Source organism: Janthinobacterium foliorum, assembly GCF_978021625.1.
Genome location: NZ_CDXDQE010000017.1, coordinates 62,837 through 84,998, shown reverse-complemented (window position 1 = coordinate 84,998; position 22,162 = coordinate 62,837). Strand labels below are relative to the sequence as shown.

23 protein-coding genes and 2 tRNA genes are annotated in these 22,162 nt (G+C 66.2%); 15 read left to right on the top strand and 10 right to left on the bottom strand.

Annotation, left to right across the window (positions count from 1 at the left end; genetic code table 11):
• Window positions 1-107: 107 nt before the first annotated feature.
• Complete coding sequence (locus ACZ92H_RS26660) at window positions 108-1,232, bottom strand: acyltransferase family protein (protein WP_465051612.1); 1,125 nt, start codon at window positions 1,230-1,232, stop codon at window positions 108-110.
• A gap of 120 nt (window positions 1,233-1,352) precedes the next feature.
• A complete protein-coding gene (locus ACZ92H_RS26655; RefSeq protein WP_465051613.1) occupies window positions 1,353-1,697 on the bottom strand; it encodes an ArsR/SmtB family transcription factor in 345 nt (114 codons plus the stop codon).
• 123 nt (window positions 1,698-1,820) lie between these two features.
• On the opposite strand from ACZ92H_RS26655, the gene ACZ92H_RS26650 reads away from it, so the two are divergent.
• Window positions 1,821-2,909 carry an NADH:flavin oxidoreductase/NADH oxidase gene (locus tag ACZ92H_RS26650; RefSeq protein ID WP_465051614.1) on the top strand — a complete coding sequence of 363 codons (1,089 nt, stop codon included), beginning with the start codon at window positions 1,821-1,823 and terminating at the stop codon, window positions 2,907-2,909.
• Here ACZ92H_RS26650 and ACZ92H_RS26645 read toward each other — a convergent pair.
• Complete coding sequence (locus tag ACZ92H_RS26645) at window positions 2,903-4,399, bottom strand: MDR family MFS transporter (RefSeq protein ID WP_465051615.1); 1,497 nt, start codon at window positions 4,397-4,399, stop codon at window positions 2,903-2,905. The genes ACZ92H_RS26650 and ACZ92H_RS26645 overlap by 7 nt on opposite strands.
• Entirely contained in the window at window positions 4,396-4,854 is a 459-nt protein-coding gene (locus ACZ92H_RS26640) for a MarR family winged helix-turn-helix transcriptional regulator (RefSeq protein WP_465051617.1), read from the bottom strand. The genes ACZ92H_RS26645 and ACZ92H_RS26640 overlap by 4 nt, the downstream gene beginning before the upstream one ends.
• 130 nt (window positions 4,855-4,984) lie before the next feature.
• On the opposite strand from ACZ92H_RS26640, the gene ACZ92H_RS26635 reads away from it, so the two are divergent.
• The 5 genes from ACZ92H_RS26635 to ACZ92H_RS26615 all read left to right on the top strand — a co-directional run bounded on the left by ACZ92H_RS26635 (window position 4,985) and on the right by ACZ92H_RS26615 (window position 8,082).
• Window positions 4,985-5,060, top strand: a tRNA-Lys gene (locus ACZ92H_RS26635).
• Between the two features lie 80 nt (window positions 5,061-5,140).
• Window positions 5,141-5,216: transfer RNA gene (locus tag ACZ92H_RS26630), tRNA-Lys, on the top strand.
• A gap of 225 nt (window positions 5,217-5,441) precedes the next feature.
• Window positions 5,442-6,548 (top strand): alkene reductase, encoded by a 1,107-nt coding sequence (locus tag ACZ92H_RS26625; protein ID WP_465051619.1) that lies wholly within the window; start codon window positions 5,442-5,444, stop codon window positions 6,546-6,548.
• A 39-nt stretch (window positions 6,549-6,587) separates the two neighbouring features.
• Complete coding sequence (locus ACZ92H_RS26620; protein WP_465051620.1) at window positions 6,588-7,076, top strand: nuclear transport factor 2 family protein; 489 nt, start codon at window positions 6,588-6,590, stop codon at window positions 7,074-7,076.
• A 16-nt stretch (window positions 7,077-7,092) separates the two neighbouring features.
• Window positions 7,093-8,082, top strand: a complete 990-nt coding sequence (locus ACZ92H_RS26615; RefSeq protein WP_465051621.1) for an LLM class oxidoreductase — start codon at window positions 7,093-7,095, stop codon at window positions 8,080-8,082.
• Window positions 8,083-8,098: 16 nt separating this feature from the next.
• Here ACZ92H_RS26615 and ACZ92H_RS26610 read toward each other — a convergent pair whose 3' ends face one another.
• Window positions 8,099-9,025, bottom strand: coding sequence for a LysR family transcriptional regulator (locus tag ACZ92H_RS26610; RefSeq protein ID WP_465051623.1), 927 nt, complete (start codon window positions 9,023-9,025; stop codon window positions 8,099-8,101).
• A 101-nt stretch (window positions 9,026-9,126) separates the two neighbouring features.
• Entirely contained in the window at window positions 9,127-9,864 is a 738-nt protein-coding gene (locus ACZ92H_RS26605; protein ID WP_465051679.1) for an AraC family transcriptional regulator, read from the bottom strand.
• Between the two features lie 129 nt (window positions 9,865-9,993).
• Here ACZ92H_RS26605 and ACZ92H_RS26600 point away from each other — a divergent pair, with 129 nt between their 5' ends.
• Complete coding sequence (locus ACZ92H_RS26600) at window positions 9,994-10,251, top strand: hypothetical protein (RefSeq protein WP_131378918.1); 258 nt, start codon at window positions 9,994-9,996, stop codon at window positions 10,249-10,251.
• A 67-nt stretch (window positions 10,252-10,318) separates the two neighbouring features.
• Entirely contained in the window at window positions 10,319-10,921 is a 603-nt protein-coding gene (locus ACZ92H_RS26595; protein WP_465051624.1) for an IMPACT family protein, read from the top strand.
• 36 nt (window positions 10,922-10,957) lie between these two features.
• Here ACZ92H_RS26595 and ACZ92H_RS26590 read toward each other — a convergent pair whose 3' ends face one another.
• Entirely contained in the window at window positions 10,958-11,932 is a 975-nt protein-coding gene (locus tag ACZ92H_RS26590) for an aromatic alcohol reductase (protein WP_465051625.1), read from the bottom strand.
• 205 nt (window positions 11,933-12,137) lie between these two features.
• Here ACZ92H_RS26590 and ACZ92H_RS26585 point away from each other — a divergent pair, with 205 nt between their 5' ends.
• The gene (locus ACZ92H_RS26585) at window positions 12,138-13,028 is read left to right on the top strand and encodes a LysR family transcriptional regulator (RefSeq protein ID WP_131378920.1); all 891 of its coding nucleotides are present in this window, start codon (window positions 12,138-12,140) and stop codon (window positions 13,026-13,028) included.
• Window positions 13,029-13,055: 27 nt separating this feature from the next.
• On the opposite strand, the gene ACZ92H_RS26580 is transcribed toward ACZ92H_RS26585, so the two are convergent.
• From ACZ92H_RS26580 to ACZ92H_RS26570, 3 genes are all read right to left on the bottom strand, one after another.
• A complete protein-coding gene (locus ACZ92H_RS26580; RefSeq protein WP_131378921.1) occupies window positions 13,056-13,529 on the bottom strand; it encodes a hypothetical protein in 474 nt (157 codons plus the stop codon).
• A 145-nt stretch (window positions 13,530-13,674) separates the two neighbouring features.
• Window positions 13,675-14,064, bottom strand: a complete 390-nt coding sequence (locus tag ACZ92H_RS26575; RefSeq protein WP_131378922.1) for a hypothetical protein — start codon at window positions 14,062-14,064, stop codon at window positions 13,675-13,677.
• A gap of 9 nt (window positions 14,065-14,073) precedes the next feature.
• Window positions 14,074-14,451: a nuclear transport factor 2 family protein gene (locus tag ACZ92H_RS26570; RefSeq protein WP_465051626.1), complete on the bottom strand. Its 378-nt coding sequence runs from the start codon at window positions 14,449-14,451 to the stop codon at window positions 14,074-14,076.
• A gap of 265 nt (window positions 14,452-14,716) precedes the next feature.
• Between ACZ92H_RS26570 and ACZ92H_RS26565 the strand changes: the two genes are divergently transcribed.
• The 6 genes from ACZ92H_RS26565 to ACZ92H_RS26540 all read left to right on the top strand — a co-directional run bounded on the left by ACZ92H_RS26565 (window position 14,717) and on the right by ACZ92H_RS26540 (window position 22,105).
• Window positions 14,717-16,117 carry an L-cystine transporter gene (locus ACZ92H_RS26565; RefSeq protein ID WP_465051627.1) on the top strand — a complete coding sequence of 467 codons (1,401 nt, stop codon included), beginning with the start codon at window positions 14,717-14,719 and terminating at the stop codon, window positions 16,115-16,117.
• Between the two features lie 86 nt (window positions 16,118-16,203).
• Window positions 16,204-16,968: a histidine phosphatase family protein gene (locus tag ACZ92H_RS26560; protein WP_465051629.1), complete on the top strand. Its 765-nt coding sequence runs from the start codon at window positions 16,204-16,206 to the stop codon at window positions 16,966-16,968.
• A 23-nt stretch (window positions 16,969-16,991) separates the two neighbouring features.
• The gene (locus ACZ92H_RS26555; protein WP_465051630.1) at window positions 16,992-17,879 is read left to right on the top strand and encodes an NAD(P)H-hydrate dehydratase; all 888 of its coding nucleotides are present in this window, start codon (window positions 16,992-16,994) and stop codon (window positions 17,877-17,879) included.
• 111 nt (window positions 17,880-17,990) lie between these two features.
• Window positions 17,991-20,489 carry a TonB-dependent receptor plug domain-containing protein gene (locus tag ACZ92H_RS26550; protein ID WP_465051631.1) on the top strand — a complete coding sequence of 833 codons (2,499 nt, stop codon included), beginning with the start codon at window positions 17,991-17,993 and terminating at the stop codon, window positions 20,487-20,489.
• 16 nt (window positions 20,490-20,505) lie between these two features.
• Window positions 20,506-21,441 carry an SAM hydrolase/SAM-dependent halogenase family protein gene (locus ACZ92H_RS26545; protein WP_465051632.1) on the top strand — a complete coding sequence of 312 codons (936 nt, stop codon included), beginning with the start codon at window positions 20,506-20,508 and terminating at the stop codon, window positions 21,439-21,441.
• 301 nt (window positions 21,442-21,742) lie between these two features.
• Window positions 21,743-22,105 carry a hypothetical protein gene (locus ACZ92H_RS26540; protein WP_465051634.1) on the top strand — a complete coding sequence of 121 codons (363 nt, stop codon included), beginning with the start codon at window positions 21,743-21,745 and terminating at the stop codon, window positions 22,103-22,105.
• Window positions 22,106-22,162: the final 57 nt, after the last annotated feature.

The following is a 22,162-nucleotide window of genomic DNA, read 5'->3' as shown; positions in this document are numbered from 1 at the left end:
GATGGAAGCGCGAATGACACCATCAATATCATGCCATCCTGCCAATGAATTGTAAGGCAAGAATAGTTAATCTTGGGGAAAATATCAGGCCGGGCTTGCTGCGCAGGCTAGGCAGCCATCCTTTGCTGCGACGCTTTGCCTGCCAGCGCCAGCACCACCCGCCCCAGCGGCACTTCCACCCAGCGGTAAAACGCGGCTCCGGCCAGCAGGCTGGCGCTCCACGCCGTCAGCATGCCCAGCGCCTGCCATTCCGGCGCCAGGGGGACATAGGCGGTAAACCAGGCATTGACCAGCAGGCTGACGGGGAAATGCACGAGGAAGACGGCGTAGGAGATGCGGCCCAGGGCGTTGATGACGGTCCAGGCGCGGCCCTGCGCAGGCGTGCGGGCGCGGCCGAACAGGAACAGGGCGCAGGCAACGACCAGCGCCAGGGCGATGCGGCTGCGGTAGTCGATGGCCAGACCCAGCAGGACGGGTACCGCCATCATGCACATGAGCACGCTCATGGCGCCAGGCTTGCGGGCCGGGTCGCTGGCCCACCAGGCCAGCATGCCGAGGCCATAGCTGCCAAAGAAATACGGCGCCCAGTTGTCCCAGTCCGCATCGAGGTTGAAATACAGCAGCGAAAAAGTGACGCCCACGGTGACGGCCAGCGGCATCAGCCAGGGCAGCGCCCGCTGGCCCTCCAGCAGGCCGCCCAGCCACAGCAGCAGCACGGTCAGCAGATACAGCTGGAAATCGATGGCCACGTACCAGGCACCGGCCGACAGCGACTCGTAGCCCAGCACGCCATGCAGCAGCAGGGCGTGGGCGCTCAACTGACCCAGGGTGACGGCGGCCGACATGGAATCGTGCAGCATCCAGATGCCGGCCACGGGGGTGATCACGGCGGCCAGCACGGTGGCGGCCAGGAATGGCGGCGCCAGCTTGGCATAGCGGCGCCAGATGGCTTGCGCGGGAGAGGCGATGCCGGGGCGTCCGGCAGGCGACAGGGACTTGGCGACGAGGAAGCCGCCGATGACGAGGAACACTTGCACGGCGATCCTGGCATTGCCGCCCAGCCAGTCCAGCAATGCGGGCCACAGGGGCTGCACGTAATCGGACATGGGGCCGTAAAACGCCAGATGATGCAGCACGATCAATTGCGCCGCCACCGCCTTCAACAGATTAATCCAGCCAAACTGCGGACGATGTGCCAGTTCCGCTTGTGATACCGCTGCCGCTACCGTCATTCCCATCCCTTGCCATGCCTGGTACTTGTCGCCAGCCCGTCGCGCAAGGCGTGCGCGGCTGGGGATTTACCAAAAGGCCGACATGATAGCCGAGCCTGGCAAATGGCGTGGCACGGCAGGCTAGGCGCCTCCCTGCCCGGCCGCCCCGGAAACCAGCGGCGCCTGCGGCTGCTGGGCCAGGATGGCATCGAGCAAGCCGGGGAAGCGGCTCTCGATATCGGCGCGGCGCAAGGTGTTCATGTGCGTCGTGCCCACGTTTTCCGTGCACACCAGGCCGGCTTCGCGCAAGACCTTGAAATGGTGCGACACGGTCGATTTGGGCCGCCCGCCATCGAGGTCGCCGCAGGCGGCCGCGTCCACGCGGGCCAGGTGGCGCACGATGTCGAGGCGAATGGAATCGCTGAGGGCGTACAGCACTCTTTCGAGCACGAATTCGCTGGCGGAGGGATGTTTGTGTGGACGCATGAGCAGGATCATACCGCATCGGCTATACTAATTCCATTCTTCGAGTATTTACGAAATACCGAATCAATATTCACTTATCTCCGTATCCACCCGTTTTCACGTCAACCAACAACAAAGGCCACCATGTCCGCCCTCTTCCAGCCCTACACCCTCAAAGACATCACCCTGCGCAACCGCATCGCGGTGCCGCCCATGTGCCAGTACATGGCCGTCGACGGCGTGGCCAACGACTGGCATCTGTCGCACTACGCGGGCATGGCGCGCGGCGGCGCCGGCCTGGTGATCGTCGAAGCGACGGCCGTGGCGCCCGAAGGCCGCATCACGCCCGGCTGCACGGGCATCTGGAACGATGATCTGGCGCAAGCGTTCGTGCCGGTGGTAAAGGCCATCAAGGCGGCCGGTTCCGTGCCCGGCATCCAGATCGCCCACGCGGGCCGCAAGGCCAGCGCCAACCGCCCATGGGAAGGCGACGATCACATTGCCGACGGCGACGCGCGCGGCTGGCAAACCATCGCCCCGTCCGCCATCGCCTTTGGCGGCGGCCTGCCGAAAGTGCCGCGCGCCATGGACCTTGACGATATCGCCCGCGTGCGCCAGAACTTCGTCGACGCCGCCGTGCGCGCCCGCGAAGTGGGCTTCGAATGGCTGGAACTGCATTTCGCCCACGGCTACCTGGCGCAAAGCTTTTTCTCGCCCCACTCGAACCAGCGCGACGACATCTATGGCGGCAGCGTGGAAAACCGCAGCCGCTTCTTGCTGGAAACATTGCAAGCCGTGCGCGCCGTGTGGCCCGAGCACCTGCCGCTGACGATCCGCTTCGGCGTGCTGGAATTCGACGGCCGCGACGAGCAGACCCTGCTCGAATCGATCGGCCTGGTGCGCCAGTTCAAGGATGCCGGCATGGACATGATCAGCGTCAGCATGGGCTTCACGATACCCGACGTCTCGATTCCTTGGGGTCCCGCCTTCATGGGCCCCATCGCCGAGCGCGTGCGGCGCGAAGCAGGCGTGCCCGTCTCGTCCGCCTGGGGCTTCGGCACGCCGGCCATCGCCGAGCGCGTTGTCAAGGATGAACAGCTAGACGTGGTGATGGTCGGCAAGGCCCACCTGGCCAATCCGCACTGGGCCTACTTTGCCGCCAAGGAACTCGGCGTGGAGCGCGCCTCGTGGGTGATGCCGGCGCCATACGCGCACTGGCTGGAACGCTACTGATCTTCCCTGCCCTTCCGCGTTGCCGGATGCCCCTCCAGGGGCAGTTCCGGCAGGAACAGCAGGAAGACCAGCCCCACCAGCAGCAGCACGGCACCGGCGCCAAACACGCTGGCAATGGCGTGGCGGTAGACTTCCACCGTCTGCGCCTGCGCCGCGTGGGCGCCCAGCGCCGAGACGGCTTCCACGCCATGCTGGTGCAGCTGGTGCGCAAGGATGGCGCCGGACGCCGTCACGCCCAGCAAGCCGCCCAGCGAACGGAAGAAGGCCAGCATGGCCGTGCCCACGCCGCGCCGCGCCAGCGGCAGGGCATTTTGCACGGCGATCGTCATGTTCGGCATCACCAGGCCCAGCCCCGTGCCAAGGAAGAAGATGGCCGGCTCGATGATCCAGTAGCCGCGCGACGTTTCCATGGCCCAGGCCAGCACGGCAAACGCCACGACCGCCACGCCCAGCCCCATCACCTGCACCATCTTGTACTTGCCCGAGCGCGACAGCACGCGCCCGTTGAACATCGACGACGCCACCAGCCCCACCATCATGGCCACCGTCATCACGCCCGATTCCGCGGGGCTGGTGCCCATCACCAGCTGGAAGAACAGGGGAAAGAACACGCTGGCGCCCATCAGGCCCATGAAGGTCACGGCCATCACCAGGCTGGCGATATTGAAGGTGCGGTTGCCGAACAGGTCGGGCGGCAGCACGGGTTCATCCACCCGTCCCACGTGGAAGGCCAGCCAGATACCCAGCAGCACGGCGAGGCCGCCGCACACCTTGATGGCCAGTGAATCCCACGGCCACTCCGTGCCGCCCAGCGCCAGCATCAGCAGCGCCGCCGTGATGGCGCCCGTCAGCAAGGCCGACCCCAAATAGTCGATCCGGTGCGCATGCGCGCGCACGGGCTTGCGCATGGCGCGCGCGATGATGACAAAGGCAACGGCGCCCACGGGCAGGTTCACATAAAAGATCCAGTGCCACGACAGGGCATCCGTGATGACGCCGCCCAAGACCGGCCCCAGCACGCTGGTGACGGCAAACACGATGGGCACCATGCCCTGCCGCTTGCCCCGCTCGGCGGGAGGCACGATGTCGCCGATGATGATTTGCGCCAGCGGCATGAAGCCGCCCGCGCCCAGGCCCTGAATGGCGCGGAAAATGATCAGTTCCGTCATGTTCTGCGCCAGCCCGCACAGCACGGAACCGAGCAAAAAGGTCAGCAAGGCCGTGAAGATCATGGGACGCCGGCCATACTGGTCGGCCAGCTTGCCATACAGAGGCATGGTGGCCGTCGAGGCCAGCACATAGGCCGTGACCACCCACGACAGGTGCGCCATGCCGCCCAGGTCGTCGACGATGCGCGGCAAGGCCGTGGCGACGATGCTCTGGTCCAGCGCGCCCAGGCCCAGCACGGCCATCAGGCCCAGATAGGTGGCGCGCACTTCGCGTTCCGTCAGGGGCGCTTCCGCGGCCACGGGCTTGTCCTGGGTGCTCATGCTTGTCCAATCTCGAGCAGCGGCTGCATGGCGGCGGCCAGCGCGTCCATCTGCTGCGGCGAGAGGCGGGCGATGCGGCGCGCCAGCGCATCGCGGCGGCGCGCGCGCAGGGATTCCAGAATCGTCAGGCCATGCGCGGAGACGTGCAGGCCCGAGCGCCGGAGGTCTTGCGGATCGGGCGCGCTGCGCTCGACCAGTCCCGCTTCTTCGAGTGCCTTGACCTGGGCGCTGACGGTGGGCCCGCGCACGTTCTGCAGGCGCGCCAGCGCGGCCACGCCGATGCCGGGCTGCTCGTGGATCAGGGCCAGCAGCATGTACTGCATCATCGATACATGGGCGTCCAGCTCGCCCCCTTCACGCTGCATGGAGCGCAGCAGGCGCTTGAACGCCGCGCGCAATTCATCGGACAGCGCCAAGGCGCGTTCAGGGATGGGAAGGTCTTCGTCAGGGGGCATGGCATGATCCAAATAGGTAGGCTATCTACCTATATTAGTCCGAGCCTGACAGCGATGCAAGGCTTTTTTCCGCCCATGCCCCGTTCAGCCCTTCCCAAAATCCCCGTTGGCCGTCATAATAGCCGCCCTTGGGTCGTTAGCTCAGCTGGTAGAGCAGCGGACTTTTAATCCGTTGGTCGCAGGTTCGAATCCCGCACGGCCTACCAAGAATTTGTGGTCTGTCCGCATGCCGCCATGGCAAGCGCCTTCCACGCAGTGTTACCGCAGTTCAGCAGTCAAAGTTTTTGGGTCGTTAGCTCAGCTGGTAGAGCAGCGGACTTTTAATCCGTTGGTCGCAGGTTCGAATCCCGCACGGCCTACCAAATACTTCAGGAAAGCCCACGAATTTACGTTCGTGGGCTTTTTTGTTTTTCAGCCCCCTTCCCTTCCTACACTATCCCAATTCAATCCCCACAGGATCGAGTCTGCGGAATCAAACCCAGATTATCTTTTTTCCGTTCATAAATACAATAGACGGCATGGCGGCACAGGCAATGCCTGCGCCCGCATCACGCATCACGCACCGTATTTGACCGAAAGGACTGGCTATGAAAAAGCTCTACACTCCGTATGACCTGGCAGGACTGGCCCTGCCCAACCGCATCGTCATGGCGCCCATGACGCGCTCGCGCGCCACCGATGGCGTGCCGGACGCGCAGACGGCGCTGTACTACGCCCAGCGCGCATCGGCCGGGCTGATCATCAGCGAAGGCATCCCCGTCAGCCGCGAAGGCACGGGCTTCCTGTTCGTGCCCGGCCTGTACACGGATGCGCAGGAAGCCGGCTGGCGCCAGGTGTGCGACGCCGTGCATGCGCGGGGCGGGCGCATCTTTGCCCAGCTGTGGCATGTGGGGCGCCTGTCGCACACCTCGCTGCAAGCCGATGGCGCGGCGCCCGTGTCGTCCGTGGCCCGCCGCGCGGACAATTCGCCCGCCTTTGCCTGGGTGTCGCCGGGCGTGGCCGGGCAAGTGCCCGCCAGCGCGCCGCGCGCCCTGGACGCCGCGGAAATCCCCCGCGTCATTCAGGACTTCGTGCTGGCCGCGCGGCGCGCCATGGCGGCCGGCTTCGACGGCATCGAGTTGCACGGCGCCAACGGCTATCTGTTCGAGCAATTCATCAACGGCGCCCTCAACACGCGCGACGACGCGTACGGCGGCACGATCGCCAACCGTCTGCGGCTGATCCTCGACACCATCGACGCCCTGAGCGCGGAAGTGGGCGCGCAGCGCGTCGGCGTGCGCATCTCGCCGTTCGGCCGCCTGTACGACATGCAGCCCTTCGACGACGAAGCGGCCACCTGGCTGGCCCTGGCCGAAGCGCTCAATGCACGCGGCCTCGCCTACGTGCACACGAGCGACCAGCTGACCCTGGGGCAGACGCCGATACCCGCCGGCTTCGCGGCCGAGTTCCGCCGCGCCTACCGCGGCACCCTGATCTCGGCGGGCGGCTTCGACGGGGACAGCGCGGAAGCGGCATTGCAGGAGGGCCGCATCGACCTGGCCGCCTTCGGCCGCCCGTTCATCGCCAACCCGGACCTGGTCGAGCGCCTGCGCCACGGCTGGCCGCTGGCGCAGGCCGAGCGCGCCACCTTCTACGGCCCGCACGGCGCGAACGGCTATACGGACTACCCCGCCTTTGCGGCGGCGCCGCAGTAACCGGCCCGCTTTTGGCCCCACTCTTTGAAAGGACACACGATGAACATGCAAACACTGCTGGACCTGGAAGCCATCAAAAACCTGCGCATCCGCTACAGCCATTTATTGGACAGCAACCGCATCGGCGAACTGGCCGAACTGTTCGCGCCGGACGCCGTCTGCAACGCGGGACTGGGCGAATGGCGCGGACGGGACGCCATCCGCGCCGGCCTGCAGCAGGCCTTCGACGACTACGACACCGAGCGCCATGGCAGCTACCCCTTCCTGCACGCCGTGACGAACCACTGGGTGGAACTGCTCGACGCGGACACGGCGCAGGGGCGCTGCTACCTGATCGACCTGCACACGCGCCAGCCGGAGCAGCGCGACCCGTGGATACTGCTGGGCGCATATGCGGACGAATACCGGCGCATCGACGGCCGCTGGCACATCAGCCGCTCGCAGCTCGACATCGTCTGGCCGGCGCGCAATGGCGGCGGCGGCCAGCCCGGCGACAAGCTGGAACTGCCGGCGACGGCAGCCGAATAAGGAAAGGAACGACATCATGGATTTGCGACAGCACCACGACACCCCGCCGCCCGCGCCGGCCAGCCTGGCGCAGCACGCCCCGTTCCGGCGCGTGTTCAGCCCCGGCAAGCTGACCTTCGGCCTGATCGCGCCGCTGGAAGCCTACCCCGGCTCACCGCTGCCCACCATGCGGGAACACGAGCGCATGGCCAGGCTGGTCGACGACGCCGGCTTTGCCAGCATCTGGCTGCGCGACGTGCCCTTCCTCGATCCGGCATTCGGCGACGCCGGGCAGGTGTTCGATCCCTTCGTGTACGCGGGCTTCCTGGCCTCCGTCACCAGGCGCATCAGCATCGGCACGGCCGGCATCGTGCTGCCCGTGCGCGACCCCGTCATCGTCGCCAAGCAGGCGGCCTCGGTGGATCAATTGAGCGGCGGGCGCTTCCTACTCGGCCTGTCGACGGGCGACCGGCCCGCCGAATACCCGGCCTTTGGCGCCGATTTCGACAACCGCGACGAGCGCTACCGCGAAGCCTTCGCGCTGCTGCGCCAGCTGGGCGGCCAAGCCTTCCCGGCCGCCACGACGCGGCATTACGGCAACCTGGATGGCAGTCTGGACCTGGTGCCCAAGCCGGTGCGCCACCACCTGCCCATGCTGGCGGTGGGCCGCTCGCGCCAGCCCATCGACTGGCTGGCGCGCCATGTCGACGCGTGGATATGGTCCGTCGACGATGCCCAGGCGATCGGCGACATCCTGGCCAGCCTGCGCCAGCATGCGGGCGACAGGACGCCGCCGCCCTATGGCTACGCCACCTTCTTCGACCTGGACAAGGACCCGGACGCGCCGCCGCGGCGCTTCTACAATGTGGTGCGCATCGGCCGCAAGGCGCTGATCGAACGCTGGCAGGCGCAGCGCGAACTGGGCGTGAGCCACGTGGCGCTGAACATGAAGCCGTCGCAGCGCCCGGCCGAAGAGGTCATCGCGGAGATGGCCGAGCATGTGCTGCCGCTGTTTAATGCCGATTGATGCTGATCGAGGCCGCTCACCGGGCCGGGTGAAACACGGGATTGGGCGCGCCCGCCAGCGCCACCAGCGCATCGATGGCGGCGCGCAGGCGCGGCTTGACATAGCGCGTGGCCGGCCACACGGCATGGATGGGCATTTCGCCGCCCGCATGCTGCTGCAGCACGGGCACCAGCTGGCCTGACGCCAGGTGCGCATCGATCAGCCAGGTGGGCAGCTGGCACAGGCCCGCGCCCGCCACGGTGGCCGCCAGCATCGCCTCGCCATCGCGCAGGGCATGGCGCACGCGGATGGCCTGCTCGGTGGAGCTGCCGTCCGCCTCGCGCAGCAGCCAGACCGCGGCTCCCTGCCGGCGCCAGCCCACGATGCAGTCGTGCTGCGTCAGTTCGTCGCGCACTTGCGGCGTGCCGTGGCGCGCCAGGTAGGACGGCGCGGCGCAGATCAGCAGCCGCTGCGTGCCCAGCTGGCGCGCCACCAGGTCGGCGTCGTTGTTCAGCGCGCCGATGCGCACGGCCAGGTCGATGCCCTCCTCGACCAGGTTCACGGTGCGGTCCGTGAAGGTCACGGCCAGCTCGATGCCCGCGTGGCGGGCCGCCAGCTCCAGCAGGGTGGGCAGGATGTGGCGGCGGCCGAACGCGGCCGGCACGTCCACGCGCAGGCGCCCCGTCGGCACTTGCTGGCCCATGATCAGGCCATGTTCCGTTGCCTCCAGGTCGTCGAGCATCTGCACGCACATGTCGTAGTAGGTGCGCCCTTCCGGCGTGAGGGTCAGCCGGCGCGTGGTACGGTGCAGCAGCTTGGTGCCCAGGCGCGCTTCCAGCCGCGACACGCTCTTGCCCACGCCCGACGCCGACACGCCCTGCGCGGCGGCCGCCGCGGCAAAGCTGCCCAGTTTCACGGTCATGACGAAATCGTTGATGCCATCGAAGCGGTCGTCGTTGTGCATATATCATGGAAACCAAAGAATGAATTGAGCAATTTTACGCCGATTGCATGCTTGCAGTCTTCAACAGGCCGGCGGGCGCTGCCAGCGAGGCGCGCCGCCCTTCACCCGGCCATGGCCGCATACCTGCCCGGCGTCACACCCATCACGCGCCGGAACATGGCGATGAAGGCGCTGACGTTGCCGTAGCCCAGGTCCAACGCAATCGTCGTGACGGGCTGGCCGGCGGCCAATAGTTCCAGGGCGCGCAGGGTGCGGGCGCGCTGGCGCCAGACGGATGGGGTAAAACCCGTCTCCAGCGCGAAACGGCGCACCAGCGTGCGCGGCGACACGCCGGCCCAGGCGGCCAGCGCTTCCACGCCGCGCTCGTCGGCCAAGTCATCGAGCACGGCGCGCGCTACGCGCAGCAGGCGCGGGTCCGTGGGGAGCGACAAACCGAAGGGCTCGTGCGGCGCGGCGGAGATCTCGTCGAGGATCACGCCTGCCACCCGGGCCTGGCGCGCGTCCGGCGCACCGTCGTCCCAGGCGCTGGCGCGGCCCACCGCCTCGCGCAGCAGGCCCGAGACGCGCATCACGCACGGCGCGGCGGGCAAGCTGTCGCAACTGGCCTCGTCCACATACACGCTCCAGCCAGCAAACGGGCCATGGGAACGCAGCGCATGGACGTGATGGGGCGGCATCCACACGCAATGGCTGGCCGGTACCACCCACTGCCCGCTGTCGGCGGCAACGGCGAGCAAGCCCCGCACAGCGCCGAACAACTGCCCGCTGGCATGGCTGTGCGGCGGCGTCACCCGTTCCTGCGGCTGGGCCATGCGCATGGCGCGCAGCGGCGTGAGCATGGCGCGCAGCGGCGTGAGCAGCGTCGGCGGCAAGATTGGCGGATTTGACGTATCGATAGTCATAAACAACGTAGGCAAGACAATCCCGCCATCATACAGTGGAGTCTTTCCATCGTTCAGGAGTTCACCATGCGCGCAGAAGACGTATTACCAGATCAACAAAACCAGGGGCAGTTTAATGGCGTCACCGTGCGCAAGGGCACGGTGGGCGCCTTCCTTGCGAATGCCCGGGTATGGCTGGACGAAGCCGCCAGCAGCGCCGAGCGAAACAGTGCCGAGCGCGACATTCTCGACGCCTTGCCCGCCCTGCGCGCGCTGGGATTGTTCGACATTGTGCAAGTGCGCGATGCCGCGCTGCGCGAACTGGTATCGCCATCGGCCGCGTAGGCGGCACTGGCTCGTCGCCGGCGCGCATTTCCTCTATCATGCTGCTTTGCCCGCTTTCGTTCCCGCCATGCCGTTTACCATTGCCGCCCCCGTCCACAGCGAACTGATCATCAAGAAAAGCCGTTTCATCGGCTGCGTGCAGCCGATGACGGACCGCGCCAGCGCGCAGCAGGTGGTCAATGACTTGAAGGCGCAGCATCCGGGCGCCTGCCATGTGTGCTGGGCGCTGCTGGCGGGCGGGCAGTCGGCCGCCGTCGATGATGGCGAGCCGAGCGGCACGGCGGGGCGGCCCATGCTCGACGTGCTGCGCCACCAGGACCTCGAAGGCGTGCTGGCCACCGTCGTGCGCTATTTTGGCGGCATCAAGCTGGGCGCGGGCGGCCTCGTGCGCGCCTACACGGACAGCGTGGCGCAGGCGCTGCTGCAGGCGGAAAAGACGGCCATCGTGCGCCAGCGAACCCTGCGCTGCACGGTGCCGTATGCGATGGAAGGCATGCTGCGCCGCGAGCTGGACGGAGCCGGCGCCACCCTGCTGAACGTGGCGCACGGCGACGCCGTGCTGTTCGACTTCAGCCTGCCGGAAACGGCGGCCGGCGCCCTGCTGGCCCACCTGGAGGAAGCGGGCAACGGCCGCATCGCCTGGCTGGAGGTGGCAGAGGCGCAGGACTGAAACGGCCGGCCTTGCCGCCCACGCGGCTCATGCGGCTCATGCGCATGCGGGCGCTTCGCCGGATTGCCAGACACCGCCGTGCGCCTGCAGCCAGCTGCGCACGTCCACCGTCGGGATGCCGCGCCGCGCGTTGTAGGTGCTTTCCTTGTCCCACCACATGCCCTCGCCGCGCGCGAAGGCGACGCGGTAGCGCGCCATGCCATCGCCGGGATGGCTGGCCAGGTCGGCGGCCAGCCGCTGCGGCGTCAGCAGCTCGCGGCGGAACGGCCGCCCCGTGACGTCCTCGACGATTGCGGCCAGCTGGCCATACGAAACCGTATCGCTGGCCACGTACACCACCTGGTTGCGGATGGCAGGCGTTTCCAGCAGGATGGCGGTGGTGAGGCGGCCGATGTCGTCGGGCGTGGTCACCGTCAGCCGCGTTTCCCAGCTGCCCAGGCCGCGCACCACGTCCCCGTCCTTGCCGAATGCGACCAGGCCGAAGGCCGGCTCGAACAGGAAACTGGTAAACATCCCCGTCGAGACGATCACCCACTCGGTGGCGGACTGCGCCCGCAGCTGCTGGCGCACGGCATATTGCTCGTCGAACACGGGCTGGCCGCTGCCCATGCCGACGACGTCGTAATCGACGCCGAACTGCCAGGGAAAATACCGGCGCACGCCAGCGGCCAGCACGGCGCCGGTGATGCCGCTCTGGGTACCCGGCCCCGCCACGAATCCCGTGCAATTGACCACCGTGTCGAATGTACGCAGCAGCGCGGTCAGCTCGGCACCGGAGCCCTCCAGCAAATCAAAGGGCAGCACGCGCACGCCCATGGCCCGCAATTGTGCCTGCGTGCGTGCCTGCGCGGGGTCCGGCGCCTGCAGCGAGCGGGGCGACACCAGCACGGCAAGCGGCCTGGCCAGCGCCTGGCAGCGCGGCGCCAGATGGCGCAGCACCGCCATGCCGAGTTCACCGGCACCGAGTACCAGGGTGGCGCCGCGAGGCAATTCATTAGAATGAGGGGACATGTTTGCTTCCTTCTGTTCAGTGGTGAGATTGATCCATTTTTCGGCACGGCCAACTGGTGCGCACGGGCATGCCGGGGATGCAGGGCAGTATAGGCAGGTGGCGGCTTGCGCATAAGCGGGCATGGCTGGCCTTGAGAATTGCAAAAAATGGGATAATCGTCCCTCAATACCAGACACGGGAGCGGCGGTGGACAGGATACGGGGCATGCAGATTTTTTCCCGCGTGGTGGAGGCGCGCAGCTTTGCCGGAGCGGCCAGGAATCTGTCGATACCGCGCTCGACCGTCAGCCGCTCGATACAGGACCTGGAAGCCATGCTGGGCGTGCGGCTGCTGCAGCGCACGACGCGAACGCTGAGCCTGACCCTGGACGGCGGCGTGTATTACGAGCACTGCCAGCGCATCCTGAGCGAGCTCGCGCGGGTTGACAATGCCTTGTCGAACGGCACGGCCAAGCCGCGCGGCACCTTGCGCGTCGACATGACCTCGTCCTTCGCGCGGCAGGTGGTCTTGCCCGCCATGCGGACCTTCCAGGACCGCTATCCGGACATCGATCTCGTGCTGACCCTGGGCGACCGGCCCGTCGATCTGATACAGGCAGGCGTCGATTGCGTGGTGCGTGCTGGCGTGCCGGAATTGTCCCCCTTGCTGGTGGCGCGCCGTATCGGCGGCTTCGAATGGGTGACGTGCGCCTCGCCCGCCTACCTGGAACGGCATGGCACGCCCCGCTCGCTGGACGAGCTGGCGCAGCACCAGGCGGTGGAGTTTCATTCAGGACTGACGGGGCGGCCGCTGGCCTGGCATTTCATCGTCGACGGCGAGGAACGCGCGCTCACCTTGCGCGGCAGCCTGGCCGTCAACGATACCGATGCCTATATCACTTGCGGGCTGGAAGGATTGGGGCTGATACGCATCGCCAGTTTCCTGGCGGCGCCGCATGTGCGCGCCGGGCACCTGGTGGCCGTGCTGCAGCAGTACCGGGGTCCGGTGGTGCCGCTGTCCGTGCTGTATCCGCAAAACCGGCACCTGTCGCCGGCCGTGCGCTCCTTCGCCGACTGGATCGGCGAGCTGCTGCGCAACATGGACGCGCAGCACTGATGGCCGCGCGCCCTGTGCTGCAGGAATTTATTGCACGCGGCGTACTTTGGGCGAATTATTCGTGCCTTCGATCTTCAGGAAGAAGGTGCCGATGAAGTTGCGTTCGACCGTCACCTTCGGGTTGTTCAGTGGCGCCAGCACGGCGGAACTGCCATCGATGACGCGCCATACCTGGCCATTCCCCAATTTAATCATTTCATTGCCGCTCCAGCCATCGAACTTGCCGGCGATGGTGCTGCTGATCGAGGTGCTTTCTTCCGGCACGGCCGCCTTGGGCGCCTTGATCGTTTCCATGCCAAAGCTTTGCTCGCGCTGCTGCGCGGTGGGCACGGCAGCCGCTGCCACGGCGGCCGGCATGGCAGGCGCCGCCGCACCCAGCGGAATGGCGTCATAGCATTTCACGCGGCTGGGCACATCGGCCAGGGAACGGCATTGCAGCATGGCGGCATCGTCGGCCAGGGCGGCGCCCGATACGAACACCAGCAAAAAGAGAGCTTTCATCGACATTCTTTCAAAATAAATGGAGTTACGCCAGGCATGCTGTTTGCAATGCGTGTGGGAAATGATTATATCGATTGCCAGGCGCGGCGGCATGACGATCTTGCCCCGGCCGGCAATTGCTTGCGTAAAACGCCGGCATCACGCCTCAGGCATCACGCGGACGTTTCAGCTGCAGCAGGATGAAATGTGTCCACGCCAGCGCCGGCAGTACCAGCAAGACCAGCATCAGTCCGGCAGGCATGTCCGGCACGAAACGCGCGAAGCAGGCGAGGAAAGCGGCGATGGCCAGCCAGAAGCGCCAGTTGAATGCATATGCCTTGCGCGCCACCGTGGCCAGCGCGATGCGCCAGAATTCCAGCAAGGCCCACAGCCCGCCCGTCAGCAGCAGCGCGGCCAGCGCGTTGGCGCCGGGCGCCTCGGCCCAGGTGCGCACCAGGTTGTACAGCAGCACGGGATAGCCGGCCGTGATGGCCAGGGTGGCGGGGCCGGCGGCGATGACAGCTTCCAGCAGCTGCCCTTTGGAACGATGATCCACTGCCATTGCCTACGCCACCACGCCCGAATGGGCGGCGATCACTTGCAGCGCGCCGCTGCCATCCTGCGCCCAGACGCGGGTAAATCGGAAGTCCCCATGCGTTTCCACGTCGTGATAGCTGCCCGTCAGCTGCATGCGCACGGACACCACGGCCACGCTGCCCGTGATGCGCACATGGCGCTCGGAGGCGCGCAGATCCGTGATGGTCAGCAGGCGCTGCTCGTGTGCGGCCAGGTCCGCATGCTTGCTCAGCAGATGGCCCAGGTGATTGGTAAACAGCAAATCATCGGCCAGCAAGCCATTCAGCGCGGCCACGTCGGACGCCATCATGGCCAGGCGCAAGCGCTCTTCCCCATCCAGCACTTGTACTTCCGTCAAAGCATTCATCTTTTTCCTTATTAAAATAACGCGCGCCATATTAGCAAACGGGAAAAGAATGCTGGCACGAAATGGCCAGATGCACAATCATCCGAAAGACTTATGCCTGTGGAGCATATTCATATAGCGTAATATTCGCAGCGGCATTGCGCAGAACGCCCCCATAGTACTGTACAGTGCTTGCCCTTCCGCCCCAGGCTGGGGCAGCTGCTACCTGTAGTACAGTTCCACATGCTTTATGCAGACTCGAATAAAACCAAGATAAGGCCCTCTCATGGCAATTAACATCATTCTGAACCTGCTCGTTGCGCTGCTCGTCTTCGCCTTCATGTTCCACCAGCAACGCAAGCACGCCACGTTCACCGTGCGCGTGTTCACGGGCCTGGGCCTGGGCGTGCTGCTGGGCGCGGCCGTGCAGGCCATCTACGGCGCCGGTTCGCCCGTCATCGCCGGCACCAATGAATACGTCGACATCGTCGGCAGCGGTTATGTGAAACTGCTGCAGATGATCATCATGCCGCTGATCATGGTCTCCATCATCTCCGCCATCCTGAAACTCAAGGATGCGAGTTCCCTGGGCAAGATCAGCGCGCTGACCATCGGCACGCTGCTCATCACCACCACCGTCGCCGCCGCGCTGGGCATCCTGATGGCCAAGCTGTTCGGCCTGACGGCCGTGGGCCTGACGTCGAGCGCGGCCGAAGTGGCGCGCGGCGTGCAGCTGCAAGGGTCGCTGGAAACGGCGAAAGCCCTGTCCCTGCCGAAACTGCTGGTCAGCTTCGTGCCAACCAACCCCTTCCTCGACATGACGGGCGCGCGCAAGACCTCGACCATCGCCGTGGTGGTGTTCTCGATCTTCATCGGCATCTCGGCCACCGGCATCGCGGCGAAAAAACCGGAGATTTTCGCGTCCTTCGAAAACTTCATGAAAGTGGCGCACGCCATCGTCATGCGCATGGTCACCCTGGTGCTGCGCCTGACGCCGTACGGCGTCTTCGCGCTGATGTTTGAAGTGGTGGCCTCGTCGAGCTACACGGACATCCTGAAACTGATCAACTTCGTCGTGGCGTCCTACAGCGCGCTGATATTGATGTTCCTCGTGCACCTGGCCATCATCGCCGGCGTGGGCCTGAACCCCTTGCGCTTCGTGAAAAAGGTCTTCCCCGTGCTGGCCTTCGCGTTCACGTCGCGCACCAGCGCCGGTTCGATCCCGATGAGCGTGCAGACGCAGACGCAACGCCTGGGCACGCCGGAAGGCATCGCCAACTTCGCCGCCTCGTTCGGTTCGACCATCGGCCAGAATGGCTGCGCCGGCATCTATCCCGCCATGCTGGCCGTGATGATCGCCCCCACCGTCGGCGTCGACCCGTTCACCATCAGCTTCCTGCTGCCCTTGCTGGCCATCATCACCATCGGTTCCGTCGGCGTGGCCGGCGTGGGCGGCGGCGCCACGTTTGCCGCCCTGATCGTGCTGTCGGCGATGGACTTGCCCGTCGCCCTGGCCGGCCTGCTGATTTCCGTCGAACCGCTGATCGACATGGGCCGCACGGCCCTGAACGTGAGCGGCTCCATCACGGCCGGCACCGTCACCAGCCGCGTCATGGGCGAGACCGACCTGGCCGTCTACAACAGCGACAACGCGCCCGACCTGGACGAAGCGGAACACACGGCGTAATCGTTGCACCCGGACCAGCGGCGCGCCGCGCCTGGCCGCTTTCATCTATATTGACAGTCGATCAATACAGATGGGAGCGCAAGGCGATGGAGCAAAAATGGCCGCAGCAATTGTGGATCGTGCGTCACGGCCAGAGTGCCGGCAACGTGGCGCGCGACGCCGCCGAAGCGGAAAAGCAGCTGTTGATCGCCATTGCCGAGCGCGATGTCGACGTCCCCCTCTCCAGCCTCGGTGCGCGCCAGGCGCAAGCCCTGGGCGACTGGTTCGCCACCCTCCCCCCTGAACAACGACCGACCGTGGTGCTGTATTCGCCCTATGTGCGCGCGCACCAGACGGCGCAGGCCGTGCTGGCGCGCATCGATGCGGACAACTTGAGCGCCGTGGTGGCCGACGAGCGCCTGCGCGAAAAGGAATTCGGCATCCTCGACCGCCTGACCGTGCATGGCATCGCCAGCAAGTATCCGGAACTGCACGCGCAGCGCCAGCACGTGGGCAAGTTTTATTTCCGTCCGCCCGGCGGCGAAAGCTGGTGCGACGTCATCCTGCGCCTGCGCAGCGTGCTCGACACCATCACGCGCGAATACCGGGGCGAACGGGTGCTGATCGTCGGCCACCAGGTTATCGTCAACTGCTTCCGCTACCTGCTGGAACGCTGCGACGAGCACGCCATCCTGGCCATCGACAAGGCAGCGGACGTGCCCAACTGCGGCGTCACCTCGTATGCCTTCAATCCGGGCCTGGGCAAGCATGGCAAGCTGCAGCTGGACCTGTGCAATTTCGTCGCGCCGCTGGAAGCCGCGGGCACCCCCGTCACGGCGCAGCCCGACATGCCGGCCGCGCCCAAGTCCTAGATTTTCCCGCCAGGAGGCACCGCATGCCCGCCACCGACATCACGCCCGCCCTGCTGCGCTCCTGGCCCCTGCCCATGCCCGCCGCCGATGGCGACAAGGAAGTGCGCGGCCACTTGCTGATCGTCGCCGGCTCGGAGGAAATGCCGGGCGCCATCCTGCTGGCGGCCACGGCCGCCCTGCGCGCCGGCGCGGGCAAGCTGACCCTGGCGACGGGCGCCTCGGTGGCGACGCAAGTGGCCATCGCCATGCCCGAAGCGCGGGTCATCGGCCTCGATGAAACGGCGCTGGGCGGCTTCCGGCACGAGGCGCGGCACCAGCTGGCGCCGCTGGTGGACAAGGTCGATGCCGTGCTCGTCGGGCCGGGCATGTGCGAGACGGCGGCCAGCTGCGAGCTGATGCGCCACCTGCTGCCCCTGTTTGCCGGCAGCCGCCTGATTCTCGACGCCTGCGCCATGCAGGTCGTGCGCAAGCCTGCGCATTTCCGCTTTGACCAGCCCGTCCTGCTGACGCCGCACGCGGGCGAGCTGGCGCAGCTGATGGGTATCTCGAAAGATGCCGTGTTGGCCGACCCGCGCGCCTGCGCCATGGAAGCGGCGCGGCGCTGGAATGCCATCGTCGCCCTGAAAGGCGCGCTGACCGTCCTCGCCATGCCCGACGGCACCGGCTGGACGCACGGGATGCACGCAGGCGGCAATATCGGCTTGGCCATTTCCGGCTCGGGCGACACCCTGGCCGGCATCATCGCGGGCCTGGCCGCCCGCGGCGCGCCATTGGAACAAGCGTGCGCCTGGGGCATCGCCCTGCATGCGCTGGCGGGCGAACAGCTGGCCCTGCGCTTCGGCACCCTCGGCTACCTGGCGCGCGAAATTCCGGCCGAGATACCCGCCCTGCTGCACCAGCTGGCAACATAAAAACAACAGCATAAGCATATCCAGAAAGAATCGTTAGCGCCGGCGGGTGGCTCCCTTAAGCTCATGGCAACTGTTTCCACACCGACACTAATCGAGCCAAAGGACACCGCCTTGCACCCGCGCCATTCTGACGTTGCATCTTCCCTTCCCGCCACGCCCCTGCGCGCCATCGTGCTGGCCTGCGCCATGCTGGGCAACGCCCCCGCCTGGGCCGGCGGCACGGCCGCCGAGGCCGAACCGCAAGCCGCGGCCAGCATCGACCAGGTCACTGTCGTCGGCTCGCGCGCGCGCAACCGCACCGTCTTCGACAGCAGCGTGCCCATCGACCGTTTCGGCGCGCGCGAAGTGAGCAATGCGCTGGCCTCGGGCGACGTGGGCGCGGCATTGCAGGCGCTGTCGCCGTCGATCAACTTCCCCCGCATCGAGTCGAGTGGCGCGTCGGACTCCGTGCGCGGCATCCAGCTGCGGGGCTTGGCGCCGGACCAGGTGCTGGTGCTAATCAACGGCAAGCGCCGCCACACCAGCGCCGTGCTCGACACTGAAAGCAGCTTCGCCGGCACGGTGCCGGTGGACATCAATGCGATACCGCCCAACGCCATCGACCATATCGAAATCCTGCGCGACGGCGCCGGCGCCCAGTACGGCAGCGACGCCGTCGCGGGCGTCATCAACATCGTGCTGAAAAAAGCCCGCGCGGGCGGTGCCGCGTCCGTCAGCTATGGCGCCAACCACACGCATTTCGACCCCACCGGTCAAACCCTGACGGATGGCCAGAGCGTCATCGTCAACGCCGACTACGGCGTGCCGCTGGGCGACGCGGGCTACTTGCACTTCGGCGCGGAAACGCGGCGCCGCTCGCCCACGGAACGGGCCGGCCCCAGCGACGCGGGCTGGACTTCCTACAACTTCACGCCGGCCGACCAGGCCCTCGATGGCAAGGTCTTGTTCAAGTCGGGCGACTCGCGCCAGCGCAACAACTACCTGTTTTACAACGCGCAGCTGACCCTGGATCATGGACTGGACGTGTACTCGTTCGCCACCTTGAACGAGAGAACATCCGACGGCAGCGCCTACTTCCGCTATCCGGGCGACCCGTCGAACGTGCCGGCCCTGTATCCGAACGGCTACCGCCCCGTCACCAACGGCGACAAGCGCGACCTGAGCGTCGTGGCCGGCGTGCGTGGCAGCGCAGGCGAGTGGAACTGGGACGCCAGCGCGCGCCATGGCAGCGACCGCTTTGACTACGGCGTCAGCCACTCCGTCAACGCTTCGCAGGGCGCGGCCAGTCCCACCAGTTTTCACCTGGCCGGCTTCGACTTCCGCCAGGATGCGCTAAACCTGGACGCCACGCGCAGCCTCGATCTTGGCTTGCCAGCGCCCTTGAGCCTGGCCATTGGCACGGAATGGATGCGCGAAAGCTACACCAGTTCGGCCGGCGATGCCGCGTCGTATGCGGCCGGCGGCAACACGGATGCGCCGCCGGGCGCGCAGGCGGGACCGGGCTTGCGTCCGTCGGATGCGTATGACGGCAGCCGGCAGATCCGCTCCGTATATGCGGACGTGGAGACCGATCTCACGCCGCGCCTGCTGGTGGGCGCCGCCGCCCGTTATTCGGATTACAGCGACTTTGGCAGCGCCAGCACGGGCAAGCTGTCGAGCCGCTATAAAGTGACGAACACGTTCCTCGTGCGCGGCTCGCTGTCGAACAGCTTCCGCGCGCCGGCCCTGGTGCAGACGGGCTTCCGCTTCGCCACCCTGAATTTCAACGCGGACGGCACGGCCCTGCAAACGGCGGCCCTGCTGCCGGCCAGCGATCCGCTGGCGCGCAGCTTCGGCGCGCAACAGTTGAAGCCGGAAAAGTCGACCAATGTGTCGCTGGGCCTGGCATGGAAGCCGGCGAGCGCCACCAGCCTGACGGTGGACGCCTACGTGATCCGCATCCGCGACCGCATCACGCGCTCAAGCGACTTGCAAAGCGACGCCGTCACCGCCTACCTGGCTGGCGCGGGCCGCAGCGACATCCAGTCCGTGGCCTACCTGGCGAACCTGCTCGACACCGCTACCCGCGGCCTGGACGTGGTGCTGAACCACGACCTGGCCCTCAGCAACGGCAAGTTGAACCTGAGCGCGGCCCTGAACCTGAACAAGACCAGCCTGGACAAGGTGCGCCAGCGTTCGACGATGCTGGCCGCCATCGATCCGGACCTGACCTTGCTGACGGAGACGAGCTTGTTCCGCATCAAGAACGCCTCGCCGAATAGCAAGCTGATCCTGGGTGCCGACTGGCAGGCGGCAGGCTGGGGCGTGCAGGCGCGCGCCACGCGCTTTGGCGAACTGAAGGATTTTTCGTATGACAGCGATGCGCCATTGATCGACGGCATCCCCGCGCAGCGCTTCGGCGCCGTCTGGTCGCTGGACCTGGAAGGCCAGTTGAAACTGAGCAAGCAATTGACCCTGAGCGTCGGCGGCAACAATATTCTCGACCGCTATCCGCAGCGCGTGCGCGACACCAACAATGCCACCTATGGCGGCGCCCTGCCCTACAATTTCATCAACCCCATCGGCGTAAACGGCGCGTATTTCTATGCCAAGCTGAGCTACAACTTCTAAAACACGGAAACGCCATATGATCATCAAGCAAATTTCCCGCCTTGTTTCTCACCTCGTCGCGGGCGCCTGCCTGAGCGCCCTCATGCTGTCCGCCGCGCAGGCCGCGTCTCCGCTGGTGCTGATGACGGACTTCGGCACTGCCGACGGCGCCGTCTCCGCGATGCATGGCGTGGCCTATGGCGTCGATCCCCGGCTCACCATCTCGGACCTGACGCACCAGATTCCCGACTACGATATCTGGCTGGGCGCCTACCGTCTGTACCAGACGGCCAATTACTGGCCGCAAGGCACGGTATTTGTTTCCGTCATCGATCCGGGCGTGGGCACGAACCGCAAGTCGGTGGTGCTGAAAACCAAGGGCGGACGCTATTTCGTGGGTCCGGATAATGGCCTGTTCACCCTGATCGCCGAACGCGACGGTGTGGCCGAGCTGCGTGAAATCGATGAAAAGGTCAACCGCCTGGCCGGATCAGGCGAGTCGTACACCTTCCATGGCCGTGATGTGTACGCCTACGTGGGCGCGCGCCTGGCGTCGGGCGCCATCACCTATGAACAGGTGGGCCCGCAATTGCCGAGCGAATCCGTGGTCAAAATCGCGTATCAAAAACCTGTACGCGACGGCAACACCATCCGCGGCATCGTGCCCGTGCTCGACGTCAAATATGGCAATGTGTGGACGAATATCCCGAAATCCCTGCTCGATGAATTACAGGTGAAATTACATGATCCGCTGCAAGTGCGCATCCTGCACAAGGGCAAGCAAGTGGCCAAGGTCACGGCGCCGTTCGAGCACACGTTTGGCGGCGTCGCCAAGGGCAAGCCGCTCGTCTACCTGAACAGCCTGCTCGACGTGGCCGTGGCCATCAGCCAGGGCGACTTTGCCGCCAAGCACCATGTCGAATCGGGCGTGGATTGGGAAGTGGAAGTGAGCAAGGCTGCACCATCTAAATAAGCATGGCCTGCGGCCGGGACGCCCTGTCCTGGCCGCAAGCATGCCCCCTGTGATTTCCACTGCCGCCGTTCCCGTTCCTGTGGCCTGCTTGCGCCACGTCAAAGCGCGCCGTTACTCTCGCCGCCATGCACCGTTGATTTGTAACTGCGGTGAACCTGCGCACGCCCGTCTACTCTAATTTCTGCAAGCGATGCCAGCATTGCTAGCGCTGCCTCTTGCACGCTGCCTGTTACCGCATGCAGCGGGTGGCCTGGCGATGTTCGAAGTCTTACGACAGCCTTCCAACGAGAAAGGAACAATCATGACGGCCCCACTCCTTAGCACCAGCAAGCTAGTCCTCGGCACCGCCATCGTGTGTGCGCTGCTGGGCGGCTGCAACAAGCGCAACGACGCCACCACCGCCCCCGCGACACCGGCCGCCACGCCCGATGCCACGCCCGCCACCACGCCCGGCAGCGGCAATTCCGGCACCTCGGGCACGGGCGGCAGCACCACGCCCGACAGCACCGTTCCGCCCGCCACCACGACGCCAGGCGTCGCGCCTGGCACCACCACCAATCCCGACGGCACCACCACGCCCCCCACCGTGCCGCCCAACAATGGCACCCCGCCGGGCACGGGAACGGGTACAGGCACGACCACGCCGCCGCCCCGCAACAGCTAGCAGTTGGCAGTTGGCAGTTGGCAGTTGGCAGTTGGCAGTTGGCGGCAGGTTGCTACG